At 69.8% G+C, this 16,846-nt stretch carries 15 protein-coding genes; 12 read left to right on the top strand and 3 right to left on the bottom strand.

What is annotated here, in order from left to right; all coding sequences use genetic code 11:
* Nucleotides 1-5: 5 nt before the first annotated feature.
* The gene (locus DAI20_RS16265) at nt 6-1,454 is read left to right on the top strand and encodes an aldehyde dehydrogenase (NADP(+)) (protein WP_108252771.1); all 1,449 of its coding nucleotides are present in this window, start codon (nt 6-8) and stop codon (nt 1,452-1,454) included.
* A 101-nt stretch (nt 1,455-1,555) separates the two neighbouring features.
* On the opposite strand, the gene DAI20_RS16260 is transcribed toward DAI20_RS16265, so the two are convergent.
* The 3 genes from DAI20_RS16260 to DAI20_RS16250 all read right to left on the bottom strand — a co-directional run bounded on the left by DAI20_RS16260 (nt 1,556) and on the right by DAI20_RS16250 (nt 4,729).
* Nucleotides 1,556-2,383, bottom strand: coding sequence for a carbohydrate ABC transporter permease (locus DAI20_RS16260; protein WP_108252770.1), 828 nt, complete (start codon nt 2,381-2,383; stop codon nt 1,556-1,558).
* The gene (locus tag DAI20_RS16255; protein WP_159085120.1) at nt 2,380-3,225 is read right to left on the bottom strand and encodes a carbohydrate ABC transporter permease; all 846 of its coding nucleotides are present in this window, start codon (nt 3,223-3,225) and stop codon (nt 2,380-2,382) included. The genes DAI20_RS16260 and DAI20_RS16255 overlap by 4 nt, the downstream gene beginning before the upstream one ends.
* A gap of 181 nt (nt 3,226-3,406) precedes the next feature.
* Complete coding sequence (locus DAI20_RS16250) at nt 3,407-4,729, bottom strand: extracellular solute-binding protein (RefSeq protein WP_108252768.1); 1,323 nt, start codon at nt 4,727-4,729, stop codon at nt 3,407-3,409.
* 227 nt (nt 4,730-4,956) lie between these two features.
* Between DAI20_RS16250 and DAI20_RS16245 the strand changes: the two genes are divergently transcribed.
* The 11 genes from DAI20_RS16245 (at nt 4,957) to DAI20_RS16195 (ending at nt 16,792) form a co-directional block, all read left to right on the top strand.
* Complete coding sequence (locus DAI20_RS16245) at nt 4,957-5,997, top strand: LacI family DNA-binding transcriptional regulator (protein WP_108252767.1); 1,041 nt, start codon at nt 4,957-4,959, stop codon at nt 5,995-5,997.
* Between the two features lie 304 nt (nt 5,998-6,301).
* Entirely contained in the window at nt 6,302-7,690 is a 1,389-nt protein-coding gene (locus tag DAI20_RS16240) for an ABC transporter substrate-binding protein (RefSeq protein WP_159085108.1), read from the top strand.
* A 74-nt stretch (nt 7,691-7,764) separates the two neighbouring features.
* Nucleotides 7,765-8,712, top strand: a complete 948-nt coding sequence (locus tag DAI20_RS16235) for a carbohydrate ABC transporter permease (RefSeq protein ID WP_108252765.1) — start codon at nt 7,765-7,767, stop codon at nt 8,710-8,712.
* On the top strand, nt 8,712-9,500 hold the full coding sequence (locus DAI20_RS16230; RefSeq protein WP_108252764.1) for a carbohydrate ABC transporter permease: 789 nt from the start codon (nt 8,712-8,714) through the stop codon (nt 9,498-9,500). Before DAI20_RS16235 ends, DAI20_RS16230 begins: the two co-directional genes overlap by 1 nt.
* Nucleotides 9,497-10,156 (top strand): ThuA domain-containing protein, encoded by a 660-nt coding sequence (locus DAI20_RS16225; protein ID WP_108252763.1) that lies wholly within the window; start codon nt 9,497-9,499, stop codon nt 10,154-10,156. The genes DAI20_RS16230 and DAI20_RS16225 overlap by 4 nt, the downstream gene beginning before the upstream one ends.
* Nucleotides 10,157-10,277: 121 nt before the next feature.
* Nucleotides 10,278-10,634, top strand: a complete 357-nt coding sequence (locus DAI20_RS16220; RefSeq protein ID WP_159085107.1) for a tautomerase family protein — start codon at nt 10,278-10,280, stop codon at nt 10,632-10,634.
* Nucleotides 10,631-11,683, top strand: a complete 1,053-nt coding sequence (locus DAI20_RS16215) for an NAD-dependent epimerase/dehydratase family protein (protein ID WP_108252761.1) — start codon at nt 10,631-10,633, stop codon at nt 11,681-11,683. The genes DAI20_RS16220 and DAI20_RS16215 overlap by 4 nt, the downstream gene beginning before the upstream one ends.
* A gap of 7 nt (nt 11,684-11,690) precedes the next feature.
* Nucleotides 11,691-12,680 carry an aldo/keto reductase gene (locus DAI20_RS16210; RefSeq protein ID WP_240606126.1) on the top strand — a complete coding sequence of 330 codons (990 nt, stop codon included), beginning with the start codon at nt 11,691-11,693 and terminating at the stop codon, nt 12,678-12,680.
* 67 nt (nt 12,681-12,747) lie between these two features.
* Complete coding sequence (locus DAI20_RS16205; RefSeq protein ID WP_108252760.1) at nt 12,748-14,139, top strand: glycoside hydrolase family 5 protein; 1,392 nt, start codon at nt 12,748-12,750, stop codon at nt 14,137-14,139.
* Between the two features lie 68 nt (nt 14,140-14,207).
* Nucleotides 14,208-15,206, top strand: a complete 999-nt coding sequence (locus DAI20_RS16200) for an aldo/keto reductase (RefSeq protein WP_108252759.1) — start codon at nt 14,208-14,210, stop codon at nt 15,204-15,206.
* A gap of 110 nt (nt 15,207-15,316) precedes the next feature.
* On the top strand, nt 15,317-16,792 hold the full coding sequence (locus tag DAI20_RS16195) for an SDR family NAD(P)-dependent oxidoreductase (protein WP_108252758.1): 1,476 nt from the start codon (nt 15,317-15,319) through the stop codon (nt 16,790-16,792).
* Nucleotides 16,793-16,846: the final 54 nt, after the last annotated feature.

The raw sequence follows: 16,846 nt of genomic DNA, 5'->3' as shown, positions 1-16,846 counted from the left end.
GGACCATGACCACTCTCGAAGAACTCTCCGCGATCACCGCGGCGGCCCGGGCGGCGGAGCACGCCGTCGCGAGCGCGAGCGACACCGTGCGCGCGGGATGGCTGCGGGCCGTCGCCGACTCCCTCGACGCGCACTCCGACGAGCTCGTGCGGATCGCGGACGAGGAGACCCACCTGGGCGCAACGCGGCTCCAGGGCGAGGTCGCGCGCACGACGGGCCAGCTCCGGTTGTTCGCGGACGTGATCACGGAGGGCTCGTACCTCGAGGCCGTGATCGACCACGCCGTTCCCACCGCCACCCCGCCGCGCCCCGACCTGCGCCGCATCCTGCACCCGATCGGGCCCGTCGCGGTCTTCTCCGCGTCGAACTTCCCGTTCGCGTTCTCGGTGGCAGGCGGCGACACCTCCTCCGCGCTCGCCGTGGGGTGCCCGGTGATCGTCAAGGCGCACTCCGGCCACTTGAAGCTCTCCGAGCGCACGGCGGAGCTGATGCTCGAGGCGCTCGAGCGGGCGGGCGCCCCGAAGGGCATCTTCGCCCTCGTCACGGGCCGCGAGGTCGGGCAGGCGCTCGTCGCCGACCCGGTCATCCAGGCCGTGGGGTTCACGGGCTCGGTGTCGGGCGGTCGCGCGCTGTTCGACCTCGCCGTGTCGCGCCCGGACCCGATCCCGTTCTACGGCGAGCTCGGCAGCATCAATCCCGTGGTCCTCACGGCGTCCGCGGTCGCCGCCCGCGGGGCGGAGCTGGCGACCGGGCTCACGGCGTCGTTCACGCTCGGCGCCGGCCAGTTCTGCACTAAGCCGGGCGTCGTGTTCGTGCCCGCGGGCGCGGGCTTCGAGGCCGCGGTCGCCGAGGCCGCATCCGGCGCAAGCGGCGGGAAGCTGCTGACCGACCGGATCGCCGAGGCGTTCCCCGCGGGCGTCGCGGCGATCGCGTCCGACCCCGCCGTCGAGGTGCTCGCCGGCGAGGTGCAGCAGGAGGACGTCACGGCCGGCGCCACCCCCGTCGTGCTCGGGACGACGGCGGCCGCGGTCGCCGAGCGCCCGGAGACGCTGCTCGAGGAGTGCTTCGGTCCCGCGACGCTTCTGGTCTCCTACGACTCGGAGGACGAGCTGCTCGACGCCCTGCGTGTGGTGCCAGGCAGCCTCACCGCGACGATCCACGGTCAGCCCGACGAGGACCTGTCGGCCCTCGTTGCGGTGCTGCGGGGGCGGGCCGGACGGGTGCTGTTCGACGGTTGGCCCACCGGAGTGGCCGTAAACTGGGCGCAACACCACGGCGGGCCATGGCCGGCCACGACCTCCCTGTTCACCTCGGTCGGCGCGACCGCTGCCCGTCGCTTCCAGCGCCCGGTGGCGTACCAGAGCGCCCCGGCGTCCGTGCTCCCCGAGGCGCTGCGCGACGAGAACCCGCTGCGGATCCCGCGCAGGGTCGACGGCCGCATCGAGCTCCCCTAGAACGAACCGCGGGAAGCGATCGCCCACGACGAAGCGCCCGAGCTCCTTCCCAGGAGCTCGGGCGCTTCGTCTCTGCGGCGGCCGGTGGCCTGCCGCGTCGGTTACTTGCCGAAGCCGGCCGTGAGGCCGCTGATCAGCTGCCGGCGCCCCACGACGTACAGCACGACGATCGGCAGCGCGGACAGGGTCACGGCCGCCAGCACGGCGGGGATGTTGACCTGGAACTCGCCCTGATAGGTCCACAGCGACAGCGGCAGCGTGCGGGTGTTCGCGCTCTGGGTGAGCACGAGCGGGAACAGGAAGCTGTTCCACACGTTGAGCGCGTCGTAGATCGCGACCGTGACGATCGCCGGCTTCGCCAGCGGCACTACGAGGCTCCGCAGCATCCGCCAGTCGCTCGCACCGTCCATGCGCATCGACTCGAACAGCTCGCCCGGGATGTCGCGGAGGAAGTTGACGAGGATGAGCACGGTGATGGGCACCGCGAACGCGATCGAGGGCAGGATCAGCGCGATCAGGGTGTCGTACAGCCGCAGCCTCGTGATCATGTAGTAGATCGGGATGATCGTCGCCTGCAGCGGGATCGCGAGGCCGAGCAGGATGAGCGAGAACGACCGCCCCGCCAGCCTGGTCCGGCTGCGCACGATGTAGTACGCCGCCATCACGCAGATCACCAGCACCACCGCGACGGTGGTCACCGACACGATCACGCTGTTCGTGAAGTAGAGCAGGAACTCGTTCTGGAGCACCGTGGCGTACGACTCGAGGGTCGGCTCCGAGGGCGGGAGGAGCGGGTTCTCCTGGTAGAAGGACGACTGCTTCCGCAGGCTCGTGAGCACCACGTAGTAGATCGGCAGGATGATGACGGCCAGCCACACCCAGCCGAAGAAGCCGCCCAGTATGTTGGGGCGCGTGCGTACGGCGGTCATGCGCCCTCCATCTGGCTCTCCATGCGGTTGGCCCCGCTCATCCGGTTCAGCGCGAGCGACAGCCCGAGCCCCACGGCCACCAGGATCACGGCGATGACGCTCGCCCGGCCCATGTCGAAGCTGCGGAAGCCGACCAGGTACATGTCCAGGGGCAGGATGCGCGTCGCCGTGCCGGGACCGCCCGCGGTGAGCACGTAGATCAGGTCGAAGTACGTGAGCGAGCCGACGAGCATGAGGGTCGACGACGTCACCATCGTGTAGCGCAGCTGCGGGATGGTGATCATCCAGAACTGCTTCCACCCGGAGGCGCCGTCGATCATCGCCGCCTCATAGAACATGCGCGGGATCTGCCGCACGCCCGCCTGATACAGCAGGCTGTGGAACGGCACGAAGGACCACGCGATCACGAACAGCACGACGGCGAACGCGAGGTTCGGGTTCCCGAGCCAGTCCTGGCTCAGGACGTCGACGCCGAGCGATGCCCCCATCCCGAAGTTCGGGTCGAGCAGCGACTTGAAGGCGATCGCCGTGGCCGCCGCCGACAGGACGAGCGGGAGGAAGTACAGCAGCGACAGGAACGAGCGATACCGCTGCTGACCCGCGATGAACACGCCGATCAGCAGGCTGAGGGGCGCCTGGATGGCCCAGGTCAGCACCATGAGCACCAGGCTCAGCCACGCGGCGCGCGCCGTGTCGGGCGCCGCGAGGGTCCGGGTCCAGTTGTCGAGGCCGGTCCACTGCGGGGTGCCGAGGCCGTCCCAGGACATGAAGCTCAGGATCACGACGCCGAACAGCGGGAGGATCGCGAACACCGCGAAGAATGCCAGCGCCGGCACCGCCATCCAGAAGGACGGCCCCCGGCTGAAGCCGCGGTTCCTGCCGGCGTCGCCGCGGGGCGAGACGACCCCTCGCGCGCCGAGTCCCGCCGACAGCGTGCGCGACGGCGCCGCGACCAGCGTTCCGGTGGTGCCGGTGCCGCGGTCGTCCGCGGCACCGGCACCCTTCGTGTCGATGGACATCCGGCTAGAGGGTCGCGTTCATGTTGGCGACGAACTCTTCCGGCGTGATCTCGAGCAGGAAGATCCGGTCGATGTTCGTCAGCAGCTCCTGCGCCTGAGCGGCGGGCAGCGCCTGGTCCCAGGAGAGCGTGAAGCTCGGCGCGTCCTCGACGAGGCTGTAGGCGAACGTCAGGAAGTCGCCGTGCTCGGTGTCGGCGAGCCGCTCCTCGATGCCGACCACCGGGGGCACGCCGCCGCCGTCGAGCAGGGTGGTGGTGTACTGCTCGTTGAACACGTACTCGTTCAGGTACGTGGTCATCTGCTCCTGGACCTCCTCGGAGGCGTTGGAGTTCAGCGACCAGTAGTTGGACGGGTTACCCACGACGTTCGCGGGGTCGCCCTTGCCGCCCTCCACCGCGGGGAACGGGAAGAAGCCGATGCGGTCGTTCTCGACCATCTCGGGGGCGTCCTGGGCAAAGCTCGAGAAGACCCAGCTGCCCTGCAGCAGCATGGCGGCCTTGCCGGTGTGCACGAGCGCCGCGTCGGCACGCGTGTCGGCGACGGTGCTGCCGAAGCCCTCCTGGAAGCCGCCCGCCTTCACGAGGTCCTGGATCTTGGTGAGCGCCTCGACGAACGCCGGGTCGGACCAGGAGTCGGGCTCCTGGGCCATGACCTTGCCGAACGCCTCCGGACCGCCGACGCGGTCGGTCATGTACTGCAGCCAGATCAGCTCGGGCCACTTCGACGCCCCGGCCACCGCGAACGGCGCGACCCCGGCCTCCTTGAACTTGGGGATGAGGTCCATCACCTCGCTCCAGGTCGTGGGCACCTCTGCGCCTACCTGGTCGAACAGGTCCTTGTTGTAGTAGACGAGCTCGGGCTGGGTCTGCGAGTTCGGCACCGCGTAGACCTTGCCGTCGACCATGCCGCCCTCCGCCACCGAGGGGAAGACACGGTCGACCAGGTCAGCCGCCCCCTCGGTGAGGTCGACGACCTTGTCGGAGTCGACGTAGTCGCGCAGCGGACCGCCGCCCCAGCTGAAGACGAGCGACGGGCCGGTGCCCGCGCCCATCGAGGTGCGGATCTTCTCCTTGTACGCGTCGTTCGCGAACCACTGGACGTCGACCTTCGCGTCGGCGTTCTCCTCGTTCCACGTCTTGAACGACTCGTCCCACATGACCTCGTGCACGCCGCCGGTGAGCGCCCAGGCCGAGGCGGTGTCGCTTCCGCCGCCTCCACCGCCCCCGCCGGCGGAACCGGGACCGCTCGAGCCGCACGCCGTGAGAACAAGCGCCGACACGGCGGCGAGCGTAAGGGGAATCGCCCGTCGTTTCTTGGTGAGCGTCATCGCCCACTCCTCTCTACGTTGAGATTGCTTCTTGATGCTACGGAACTTTTCAGGATCACCCAAAAACATTTCGGGGAAAGTGGGCCGCCGGGTCACGGTAACAGACGAAATGACGGCTCTCAACACACCGGGTGGGCTTCCTTGCGCGCCGAAACCGCGTGGAAGGAGGCGGGATCGGCCTGGATTCCCCTAGTGTGAGTGCTCCCGAAAGTTTCGAAAGGCGCCAGATGACCATCCCCAACACCTCCCGACCGACCCTGAAACAGGTGGCGCAGCGCGCCGGTGTCTCCCAGGCCACCGCGTCCAAGGTGCTGAACGGCCGGGCCGACGTCTCCACCGAGACCCGGGAACGGGTGCTCCGCGTGCTCGATCAGGAGGGCTACCAGGCCCGCGGAATCCGGCCGTCCGCCGCCGGGCACCGCCGGGTGACGGCACTGTTCGACTCGGTCACGTCGCAGTACGCGTCCCTGATCCTCGAGGGCATGATCGGCGCGGCCGCCGCCGCCGAGATCGACGTGAACGTGCAGCTGACGCCGCCGGGCTTCGCCGACCCCTCCCGCAAGGCCGCCCGCGCGTGGGTGCACGAGAACTCCACCTCCGTCGGGGTGATCGCGGTCACCTCGTCACTGCCGTCCGAGGTCATCCAGACGGCGACCCGGCTGAAGCTGCCCTTCCTGACCATCGACCCCGCCGACGACCACCAGGCCGACCTCGTGAGCATCAGCGTGACCGACTGGACCGGCGCCCGGTCCATGGCGGACCACCTCCTCCACCTGGGTCACCGCCGTATCGGCTGGGTCGGCGGACCGACGCAGTCCACCCCGACTATCGAGCGGTTCCGGGGGTACCGCTCCGCGCTCGAGAAGGCGGGGATCCCCGTCGAGCCGGAGATCTGCCGCAACGGCCCGTACAGTTTCGAGGCCGGGGTCGAGGCCGGCGCCGCACTGCTCGCGCTGCCCGACCGCCCGACCGCCATCATGGCGGCGAACGACGCCATCGCCTTCGGCGTCATGGAGGCCGCACGGCGGGCGGGGCTCTCCCTGCCAGCCGACCTCTCCGTCGGCGGCTTCGACGACATCCCCCAGGCGGAGTGGGTGACCCCGAAGCTCACCTCGGTGCGCGCGCCGCTCGTCGGCATCGGACGCCTGGCCCTCGAGACGATCCTCGCGCTGTCGGAGGGCAAGGAGCCGCCGTCGCACCACATCCAGCTCGCGACCCGGCTGATGCCGCGCGAGTCGACGGCGCCGCCGAGGGACGCGCACAGCTAGTCCAGGCCCTCCTTCGAAAATTTTCGGCATTCGGCCGAAAGGTTGACCGTCATCCGACCCGATGTTAACTTGGGCGCTACAGAGAGCCCCTGTTGCAGCGGACCTGGCTGGACGAGGACGTCGACCCATCGATATGGACAGCCACAGGTCTCCGGGCGTCGCAGACCCCGCGGCCGCAACGCAGTCATCGTCGTGCCTGCGTGGTGAGTCGCGCCTCCGTTCCCGGAGGTCGACGCCGCATCCCCGCCCCCGGCGAGGACGACCCCGCATGCGACACCGGCTCCTCAAACTCCAAGGAGCGACAATGCAGTCAGCACGATTCAGGGGAGCACAGCGCTCCATCGCCGCGGTTGCCATCACGGGCATGGCGGTCGCGGCACTCGCCGGGTGCACCGGCTCCGGCGGTGCGGGTGGCGGCGGGGGCGGCGAGGGCGGCTCGGCCACGTCGGGCACCGTCGACTGGTGGGGCTGGACGCCCGAGCAGGCGGTGGCCGAGGAGTACATCACGGCCTTCAACGAGGAATACCCCGACATCAAGGTCAACTTCCGCCAGCTCACCATCGACGGCTACGAGGCGGCGCTCCGCCCCGCCCTCGCCTCGAACACCGGTCCGGACCTCTTCGACATCGCGCCCGGCGCCCAGTTCGTGCAGTTCGGACCCAACGGCACCGACCTCACCGAGCAGGTGACGGAGGCGCTCGGCGACGACTGGGAGGACCAGCTCGCGCCGATCGGCGTGGCCGGCCTCACCGACGAGGACGGAGCGCTGCGCGGCATCCCCGTCGGCTCCACCTTCGCGGGCCCGGTCTGGATCAACCAGCAGATCTTCGACGAGCAGGGCCTCACCCCGCCGACGACCGTCGACGAGTGGGTGAGCGTCTGCGACAAGCTCGAGGCCGCCGACATCGGCTGCTTCGTGCAGGGCGCGTCCCAGGTCGCGTTCGACCAGGACACCATCCAGGCCATCGCGGACACCATCAATCCCGGCCTCTTCACCAAGGCCACGCGCGGCGAGGCGGAGTGGACGGACCCCGACCTGGTCGAGGCCTTCACCACCTGGCAGCGCCTGTTCGACGAGGGCATCATGCAGGAGGGCGCGCTCGGCGTGCAGCAGTACCCGGACGCCAACAACGCGTTCATGGCGCAGGACTACGCCATGGTCATGATGGGCACCTGGTACATGCAGTTCACCCGCCCCAACAACATGACGCTCGCCATCGAGGCGGCCGGTGTTGGCGGCGCGGAGCCGTTCAACATGACGCCGATCCCCTTCCCCGCCGCCACCGCGGAGGGCACGCCCGGCGCGATGTTCGGTGACGCCAACTACGGTCTCGTCGTGAACGCCAAGGCCGACGCCCGCAACGCCGCGACGACGTTCGCGGTGTGGCTCGGCACCTCCGAGAAGGGCCAGCAGATCGTGGCCAACGCGCTCAACGACATCCCGTCGCTCACCAGCGTGCAGCCCGACTGGGACAGCATCGAGCTGGTCAACCCCGAGGTGCAGCGCCCGAAGCTCGAGGAGCTCTACGAGCGCGCCGCGACGGTGACCGACAACCGCCTGCTGCCGAACAGCGACCTCGCGGACGCGATCGGCAACGCGGCGACCACCCTCGCCGCGGGTGACGTGACCCCGGAGGAGGCGACCGAGACACTGCAGTCGGCCGCCGAGGCCGCGGGCGTCACCTTCAAGTAGCAGCACCCCCATCCGGCGAGGCGGGCCCGCGGCGTTCGCGGGCCCGCCTCGACGGTGCGATTCAGCAGAAACGGATGGACGACGTGGTCATCAACGCACCTGTACTGACGAAGCCGGGCGACGCCTGGGAGCCGAAGTCCCAGCCGAAGCGGAGGCCGAGGCGACTCCGCTCCCCCGGCTACGTCTGGCTCATACCCGCCCTCGCGCTCTCCGTGGGCCTCATCTACTACAGCGTCGGCTACACGGGCTACATGTCGACGCTCGAGTGGGACGGAGTCAGCCCGGTCTCGCGTCCGGTCGGCGCCCAGAACTACGTCGACGCCTTCCAGGACCCGATCTTCTGGAAGGCCATCCGCAACACCGTCGTGTTCTTCGTCTTCTCGTTCGCGGTGCAGACGGCGCTCGGCATCCTGTTCGCGGCGATCATGCACTCGAAGGTCAAGCTGGCCGTGCTCTACAAGGTCGTGATCTTCCTGCCCGTCGTGCTCGCTCCGTCGATCATGGCGCCGGTCTTCCGGCAGATCTTCAGCGCGAACGGCCAGGTCAACCAGTTCCTCGAGGCGATCGGTCTCGGCTTCTTCGCCCACCCCTGGCTCGCCGACCAGGCCACCGCGCTACCGATCCTCATGGTCATCACGATCTGGCACAACACCGGGCTGACGTTCATCCTCTACTTCGCCGCCATGGGCCAGATCGAGCCCGAGGTGATGGAGGCGGCGCGCATCGACGGCGCCGGCAACTTCCGCGCCCTCTGGAGCATCGTGCTGCCGGGTGTGCAGGGCACGACCGTCGCGATCTTCATCCTCAGCATCATCGGCGCACTGAAGACCTTCGACATCCCCTACCTCGTCACCCTGGGCGGGCCGAACTACGCCACCGAGTTCCTCGGAACGCTCATCTACCGCGAGAGCATCCCGCTGGCCAACGCCGGCTACGGTGCCGCGATCTCCATCATCCTTCTCGTCCTCGCGCTCGGCCTCTCGATGATCGTCAACATCCGCTCGCAGCGGAAGGAGCAGTGATGTTCGAAACACGCAGCCGCAGGGCCAAGATCGGCCTGCAGATCCTCATCACCGTGCTGGTCCTGCCGTTCCTGTTCCCCCTCGTCGCCATGGTGCAGGGCTCCCTCGCCGGCATCGGCTGGGGGAACTACGAGGCCGTGCTCTCGCGGCCGGAGCTCCCGCTGTTCTTCCGCAACAGCATCCTCATCTCGGCGGGAACCATCGCCGTCGTCTACGTCTGCACGATGCTGGCGGCGTTCGCGTTCTCGAAGCTGCACCTCCGCGGCCGTGAGGTGTTCTTCTGGCTGATCCTGGCCGCCCTCACCCTCCCCGAGGTCGTGCTGCTCACGCCGCTGTTCTCCACGACGCTGCAGCTGGGCCTCTACAACACCTACTGGTCGGTGATCCTGCCGCTCGCGGCCCTGCAGATCCCGTTCACCGTGCTCATCACGCGCTCGTTCATGAACGGCATCCCCGACGGCCTGCTCGAGGCCGCGCGGATCGACGGCGCCAGCACGATGCGCGCGTTCTGGCACATCATCCTGCCGCTCACCCGCCCGATCGCCGCCGCCATCGTGGTGCTCACGTTCATCGGGGCCTGGAACAACTTCCTCCTGCCGCTGGTGTTCCTGCAGAGCCCGGACACGCAGACGATCACGCTGCTGCCCACCTTCTTCATCGGTCAGTTCAACAACGACCAGACGAAGGTGCTCGCCGCGGCGGTCATCACCGCCCTGCCCATCGTCCTCGCCTACCTGCTGCTCCAGCGGCTGTTCGAGCGCGGGCTGGCCGCGGGCGCGATCAAGTGACGACCGGCGCCACCGCGCTGATCCTCTCCGGAGGACCGGGGTACAGCGACCCGTGGCATCCGTTCGAGCGCACGTCGGAGGCGCTAGCCGGGGTGCTGCGCGGCGCCGGCCACCGGGTCTCGGTCTCGACCTCGGTGGCCGAACGCCTCGCCGACCTCGCCGGCGTGGATCTCCTGGTGGTCACCGCGCCGCTGCCCGACGATCCGCTTCCGCCCGAGGACCTCGACGCCGCCTCGCGTGGCCTGCGCGCATACCTGGACCGGGGCGGCGCGATCCTCGCCGTGCACGTCGGCGTGACGACGCTGCTCGGCCTGCCGGAGTGGGGATCGATCGTCGGGGCCCGCTGGGTCCCGGAGCGGAGCGGCCACCCGCCGCTCGCGCACGCCGAAGTGGCCCGGCTGGACGATCCCCGCACGGGACCGGCCGGCCGGTTCTCCCTCTTCGATGAGCGCTACAGCGACCTCGCCCTCGAGGAGGGGCTGTCCGTCGTGGTGCAGCACGAGCACGACGGGCGCACCCATCCCCTCGTCTGGACGAGGGCGGAGGGGCGCGCCCGGATCATCGCTGACGCGCTCGGCCACGGACCGGAGTCGTTCGACTCGGCCGAGCACCGCGACGTCGTCCTCCAGCTGGTGCAGTGGGCGCTCGCCTCCTGACCTCCGCGCCGTCGTCCCGAAAATTTTCGACTGATCCCCGTAATGTTGCGAGGCCGCCGAGGGCGCGCTTAGCTTGACCCGACGCGCGCCGCCCGGCCCGCGTCCGACAAAGGAGTTGACCTTGCCCCTCATCCAAGTGGACCTGAGCGCCGCGGTGTACGACGAGCTGCACGAGCAGATGAGCACCGAGATCCAGGCGGCGCAGGTGGAGGCGCTGGGCATCACCCCGGACGACCTCTTCCACGTCTTCCGCCCGCACCAGCCGGGCGAGCTGAAGTTCGACCCCGGCTACAACAACGTGGACCGCCGCGAGCTGGTCCTCATCCACATCACGATGGTGCACATGTACCCGGTGGGGAAGAAGCGCGACCTGTTCGAGGCGATCGTCCGTCGGCTCGGTGCGCTCGGCATCCGCTCCGAGGACATCCTCATCAGCGTCGTCGAGAACGGCTTCGAGGATTGGTACGCGGGCCGATGAGCGCACTCGACAGGGCACCCCTCGACGTCCTCTTCATCGGGGGCACCGGAACCATCAGCGCATCCTGCGTTCGGCTCGCCGCCGAGGTGGGCATGACCGTGCACGTGCTCAACCGCGGGCGGAACTCCGCCGGGCGCGAGCTGCCCGACACGGTCGACTGGCTCACGGGCGACGTGACCGACGACGAGAGCCTGCTCGCCGCGCTCGGCGACCTTCGGTTCGACGCCGTGGTCAACTTCCTCTCCTACGACGGACCGGACGCCGAGCGCATGGTGCGGCTGTTCGCGGACCGCACGAAGCACTACGTCCACATCAGCACCGCCTCCCTCTATGGCAAGCCCGTGCTGCAGACGCCGATCACCGAGTCGACCCAGCTGCACAACCGCTTCACCGAGTACTCGAGGAAGAAGCTCGACGCCGAGCACGTGCTGACCCGCGCGTTCGCGGAGCAGGCCTTCCCGGTGACGATCGTCCGCCCCTCCCACACGTACGACGACGCGAACCCGCCGCTCCCCGGCGGCTGGACCATCTTCGACCGCATCGCGCGGGGCGACGAGATCGTCGTGCACGGCGACGGCACGTCGCTCTGGACGCTGACGCACGCCGAGGACTTCGCGCAGGGCCTGATCGGGCTGCTGGGCAACCCGCGCGCGGTCGGCGAGGCATTCCACATCACCGGTGACGAGACCTACACCTGGGACCAGATCTACACGCTGGTGGCGGGCGCTCTCGGCGTCGAGGCGAAGCTCGTGCACATCCCCTCGGAGATGATCTCCGTCGCCGCCCCGGACTGGTTCTGGTCCGAGCTGCTGATCGGCGACCTCGCGCACAGCGCTGTCTTCGACAACTCCAAGCTGCGCCGCTACGTGCCGGGCTACTTCCCCTCGCTGACGTTCCACCGCGCCGTGCTGCGGATGGCCGAGTGGCGGAAGGCCAACCCCGACAGGACGCAGCCCGACGCGGCCACGGACGCGGTCTTCGACCGTCTGGTCGAGGGGTACCACCGCGCGGCGGAGGTCTACGCGTCGCTCGCACCGAAGGGCGAGTGAGCAGCGCGTGAGCACGACGGGTCAGGAGGACGACGAGGGTCGCGGGCGGACGCCGCTCGAGCGACGCCGCCTCGGCTCCACCCCGCTGGAGGTGACCCCGGTGTGCGTCGGCACGAGCCCGCTCGCCGACATGGCGTTCCTCTACGGCTACAGCGTGGACGAGGAGACCGCGGTGGCGACCGTGGAGGCGGCGCTGGACAGCCCGTTCAACTTCCTCGACACCTCGAACGGCTACGGCAGCAACGGCGAGAGCGAGCACCGCATCGGGCTCGCCCTCGCCCGGCGCGGCGGCCTGCCGGAGGGGTATGTGCTCGCGACGAAGGTGGACCCGGCCCCCGGGTCGAGCGACTTCTCTGGTGCGCGCGTGCGCGCGTCGCTCGAGGAGAGCATGACGCGCCTCGGCGTCGACCACATCCCGCTGCTGCACCTGCACGATCCGGAGCGCATCTCCTTCGAGGAGGGCGTCGCCCCCGGCGGACCGCTCGAGACCCTCGTGCGGCTGAAGGAGGAGGGCCTCGTCGACCACCTCGGCGTCGCGGGCGGCACCCTCGACGTGATGCACCGGTACGTGGACACGGGGGCCTTCGACGTCGTGCTGAACCACAACCGCTACACGCTTCTCGACCGTTCGGCCGAGGCGCTGTACGACAAGGCCGTGGCGCGCGGCATGGGCGTGCTCAACGCGGCCCCGTACGGCGGCGGGATGCTGGTGAAAGGACCCCAGGCCCAACCGAAGTACGCGTACGGGCAGCGCGACGACACCATCCCGCAGCGGGCGGCTCAGATGATGGCCGCGTGCGAGCGACACGGCGTGCCCCTCGCCGCGGCAGCGCTGCAGTTCTCGGTGCGGGATGCGCGCATCACCTCCACGGTGGTCGGCATGTCGTCGCCGAAGCGGATCGCGCAAACGCTCGAGCTGCTTGCCGTCGAGATCCCCGAGAGCCTTTGGGAGGAGCTCGACGCGCTCACTCCCCCGCGGGAGCTCTGGCTCGACTGACCCCGGCCCGGCCCGTGGAGCTCCACGGGACCGTGCCCTGCCCCCACCCGATGAGGAGACCGGTTCCATGGCGGAACGCCCACCGACAGCGCTGAGGGTGGATGGCGGACGGTTTGTCGACGGCTTCGGCCACGACATCCGGCTCCGCGGGGTCTGCGTCGGCGGCTGGCTCAACATGGAGAACTTCATCACCGGCTACGCCGGCACCGAGACGCGCATGCGGGCGCGCGTGCGGGCGGTGCTCGGCGACGACCTGTACGGGTACTTCTTCGAGCGCCTGCTCACCGCGTTCTTCGGGGATCGGGACGCCGAGTTCCTCGGCGAGAACGGCTTCACCCTCGTGCGGATCCCGGTGAACTACCACCACCTCGAGCGCGACGACGAGCCTTTCTCGATCAACTCCGACGGGTTCCGGCACCTCGACCGGGCGGTCGAGGCGTGCGGCAGGAACGGGGTCTACTCGATCCTCGACCTGCACGCGCTGCCCGGGTCGCAGAACCAGCACTGGCACTCCGACAACGCCGACGGCCACGCCGCCTTCTGGGACAACCGCCAGTACCAGGATCGGGTGGTGCGCATCTGGGAGGCGATTGCCGAGCGCTACCGCGGCAACACCTGGGTCGCCGGCTACAACCTGATGAACGAGCCGGCCGACGAGTCCCGCGCCGTGGTCGGGCCGTACTACCGACGCCTATTCGACGCGGTGCGCGCCGTCGACCCCGACCACATCGTCTTCCTCGACGGCAACACGTACTCCACCGAGTTCGACATCTTCGAGAGCGAGCCGTGGCCGAACACCGTCTACTCGCTGCACGACTACGTGCCGTCCGGGCTCGGTCGCGGCGGCCCCTATCCCGGCAGGACGATGGACGGAGTCTGGATCGACAGGGACGTCGTGCACGCCAAGTTCCTGACCCGGTCCGAGTACGCGAGGAGCACCGGCACGCCGCTCATGGTCGGCGAGTTCGCGCCCATCTATACCGGGGACCCCGCGACGGACGCCGATCGGCGCGCGATCCTCGCCGACCAGCTCGACATCTACCGGCGGTACGGGGCCAGCTGGACCTCGTGGATGTACAAGGACCTCGGCAGGCAGGGCCTCGTGCACGTCCGCCCCGACTCCGCCTATTTGCGGCGGTTCGGTGACTTCGTGACCAAGAAGAACCGCCTCTCCGCGGACCGCTGGGGCGGCGACGGCGTCGGCGTGCGCGAGGTCTCGCAGCCGCTGCAGGACCTGATCGCCGCGGAGTTCCCGGACTTCGACCCGTACCCGTGGGGCCGGGCGGACTGGGTGCGGCTGATGCTGCTGAACATCACCGTCTCCGAGCCCCTCGCCGCGGAATATGCGGAACTGTTCCGCGGATTGGGCAAGGATGAGCTTGCGGAGCTCGCCGACTCCTTCGCATTCGAGAACTGCGTCGTTCGCGAATCGCTGCTCGAGCAGCTGGCACACGGCTGACCCGCACCGCACCTCCGCACTGCTACACCTCCGCACCTCCGCATCGCTCATCTCTCCGGAAGGCACCCATGAGAACCGATCTCCCCGTCGTCCCCCTCGGACGCTCCGACCTCTCGATCACGCGCGTCGGCTTCGGCGCCTGGGCCATCGGCGGCCCCCGTCAGGGCGACTGGGCCTTCGGCTGGGGCCCGCAGGACGACGACGAGTCGCTGCGGGCGATCCGCCACGCGATCGAGAGCGGAGTGAACTGGATCGACACCGCCGCCATCTACGGACTCGGGCACTCGGAGGAGGTCGTCGGCCGTGCGGTCCGCGACTTCCCCGAGCAGGACCGGCCGTACATCTTCACCAAGGGCGGCGTCGTCTGGGACGACGAGGACCGAGGGAAGCCCTCGCGCCGCATCGCGAACCCCGAGTCCTTGAAGCGCGAGGTCGACGCGTCGCTGCGCCGGCTGGGCGTCGAGCGCATCGACCTGTACCAGGTGCACTGGCCCACCACCGACGGCACGCCGGTGGAGGAGTACTGGCAGGCGATGCTCGACATCCAGGCCTCGGGCAAGGCGCTCGCGGTCGGGCTGTCGAACCACTCGCCCGCCCAGCTGGAGGCCGCCGAGCGGCTCGGTCACGTCGACTCGCTGCAGCCCAAGTTCTCCGCGCTCGCGCCGCAGAGCGCCGAGGACGTGCTGCCCTGGTGCGCCGACCACGGCACCGGCACCATCGTCTACAGCCCGATGGGCTCCGGCCTGCTGAGCGGCGCCTTCACCGCGGAGCGGGTCGAGAGCCTGCCCGACGACGACTGGCGCAAGCACAGCGACGACTTCACGACGAACCTGGCGAAGAACCTGGCGATCGGTGAGGCCCTCGGCCGCGTCGCCGAGCGTCACAACGTGCCGCAGGCGGCCGCCGCGGTCGCCTGGACCCTCGGCTTCCGCGGGGTGACGGGTGCGATCGTGGGCGCCCGCCGCCCTGACCAGATCGACGGCTGGGTTCCCGCCGCGTCCCTGGAGCTCACCGCGGAGGACTACGCGGAGGTCCGCGCCGCGGGGGCGGAGGCCTCCCCCGAGTAGCGCCGCCTCCCGTCCCGCACCGTCGAGGTGCGGGACGGGAGAACGCGCCGCCGACGGGGGCGCGGTCGGTGCGCGCTCGGCCTGCGCCGCAGCGCGGCGTAGAATCCTCTGTGCCCTCCACGCCCCCGCAGACCTCCGAGTCGCGTCCCATCGACCCCACCGACCTCGCGACGACGCTGCGCGTGCTCGCCGAACTGTCCGAGTTCGACGCCGAGCATCCCGACTTCACGGCCGTGCGCCGGGCGACCGCGAAGTTCTTCAAGGAGCACAAGAGGGGGCGCCGCCTGGAGCGACGCGAACGGATCGCCTCGGCCGATCGCGTCGTCGTCGCCGCCACCGCGACGGGCGCGCCGGACCGCATCGACGACGAGACCCGCGGCATCCCGCTCACGAGCCGCTCAGCGGCGCCGACCGCCGGTGAGCTGCTGAAGCCGCGCAACTGCTACATCTGCAAGCAGCCCTACACGACGGTCGACGCCTTCTACCACCAGCTCTGCCCCGGCTGCGCGGCGAAGAGCCACGGCAAGCGCGAGGCGCGAACCGACCTCACCGGCAGGCGGGCGCTGCTCACCGGCGGCCGCGCGAAGATCGGCATGTACATCGCGCTCATGCTGCTGCGGGACGGCGCCCACACGACCATCACGACGCGCTTCCCGCGCGATGCCGTGCGACGCTTCTCGTCGCTGCCCGATTCCGGCGACTGGCTGCACCGCCTGGAGATCGTCGGCATCGACCTGCGGGACCCTGCTCAGGTGATCGCCCTGGCCGATCACGTCGCCGCGCAGGGGCCGCTCGACATCCTCATCAACAACGCCGCGCAGACCGTCCGCCGCTCGCCCGGCGCCTACCGGCCGCTCGTCGAGGCCGAGCTCGCACCGCTGCCCGACGGCCCTCTGCCGGCGCTCGTGACCTTCGGGCACACGAACGACGCGCACCCGCTCGCGCTCGCGCAGTCCGTGAACTCGCACCCCATCCTCGCGGCCGCCGCCCACACGGCCGACCGGTTGACGGCCGAGGCGATGGCGCCGGGATCGAGCTCGCTCGAGCGTCACCTCGCGGGCAGCGCCATCGACGCGGGCGGGCTCATCCCCGACGAGCTGACGGTCAACTCGTGGACGCAGCACGTCGACAAGGTCGAGCCGCTCGAGATGCTCGAGGTGCAGCTGGTGAACGCGACCGCGCCGTTCCTCCTCATCTCGCGGTTGCGCGGTTCTCTTGCCGCGTCGTCCGCCCGGCGCACTTACGTCGTGAACGTCTCGGCGATGGAGGGCGTGTTCTCGCGCGGCTACAAGGGGCCGGGGCATCCCCACACCAACATGGCGAAGGCGGCGCTGAACATGCTCACCCGCACGAGCTCGCGGGAGATGTTCGAGAGCGACCGGATCCTCATGACGGCTGTCGACACGGGCTGGATCACGGACGAGCGACCGCACTTCACGAAGGTGCGCCTGGCCGAGGAGGGCTTCCACGCGCCGCTCGATCTCGTCGACGGCGCCGCCCGCGTCTACGACCCCATCGTGCGAGGCGAGGCGGGCGAGGACCTGTTCGGCGTCTTCCTCAAGGACTTCGAGCCGTCCAACTGGTGACGTGATCGAGCCCGCCCCCCGCAGGACTCCGCCGTGCCGTCCGCTTCGGATGCC

Origin of the sequence: Planctomonas deserti (genome assembly GCF_003067705.1) — a bacterium.
GTDB classification, from domain to species: domain Bacteria; phylum Actinomycetota; class Actinomycetes; order Actinomycetales; family Microbacteriaceae; genus Planctomonas; species Planctomonas deserti.
Note: the sequence above shows the minus strand (reverse complement) of the source record. Positions and strands in the feature narration are given on the sequence as shown.